This is a genomic window from Asaia sp. W19 (assembly GCF_003994335.1).
GTDB lineage: Bacteria > Pseudomonadota > Alphaproteobacteria > Acetobacterales > Acetobacteraceae > Asaia.
Map to the genome: position 1 here is coordinate 1 of NZ_PNQZ01000165.1, position 823 is coordinate 823.

An 823-nucleotide genomic window follows, 5' to 3' on the forward strand; every position below is an offset into this window, starting at 1 on the left:
GATCGCCCGTCACCGCCCGAGCATATCGTGATCGAAACCTCGGGTCTGGCCCTGCCCAAGCCGCTGCTCAAGGCCTTTGGCTGGCCGAGCGTGCGCACACGCATGACGGTGGATGGCGTGATCACCGTGGTCGATGCTCCGGCCGTAGCCGATGGCCGTTTCGCCGATGATCCCGAGGCGGTCGCGCGCCAGCGCGAGGCGGATGACTCGCGCGATCACGACAACCCGATCGAGGAAGTCTATGAGGACCAGCTTGATTGCGCCGATCTGGTGGTACTCAACAAGACTGATCTACTCAATGAGGCAGAACTGGCAGCGATCGAGGCCGGGCTCGCCACGCGATCCCGGCGCGTTCGCCTGATCCGTGCACGCGAAGGGCGCGTCGATCCTGCCGTCATTCTGGGCCTCTCCGCCGCGGCTGAGGACGATCTCGCTGCGCGCCCTTCGCATCATGACGGAGCGGATGAGCATGAACATGACGATTTCACCAGTTTTGTCCTGCCGCTCCGCGAGCAGGAAAGTGTCGAGGCGTTCATCGCAAGGCTGGAGCATGTGGCGCGCGCCCATGACGTGCTGCGTATGAAGGGCTATGCGCGCATTGCGGGCAAGAGCCTGCGCCTCGGCGTTCAGGCCGTGGGCGCGCGTATTCGTCATGCCTTCGAACAGGGCGAGGCGTCCCCTGGCCAACTCGTGGTGATCGGGCTGCACGGTCTGGATCCCGTGGCGGTGCAGCGCAGCTTCGACGAAGCCTGATCCATGCATATCCTCTTTCGGGAATCGCATGATCTGGACGGGCAGGCACAGGCCGAGGATCTCGCCCATG

At 64.3% G+C, this 823-nt stretch carries 1 protein-coding gene; it reads left to right on the plus strand.

What is annotated here, in order from left to right:
• Positions 1-753, plus strand: a 753-nt coding sequence (locus tag C0V97_RS17640; RefSeq protein ID WP_127103732.1) for a GTP-binding protein, incomplete at its 5' end; no start/stop codon positions are given.
• Positions 754-823: the final 70 nt, after the last annotated feature.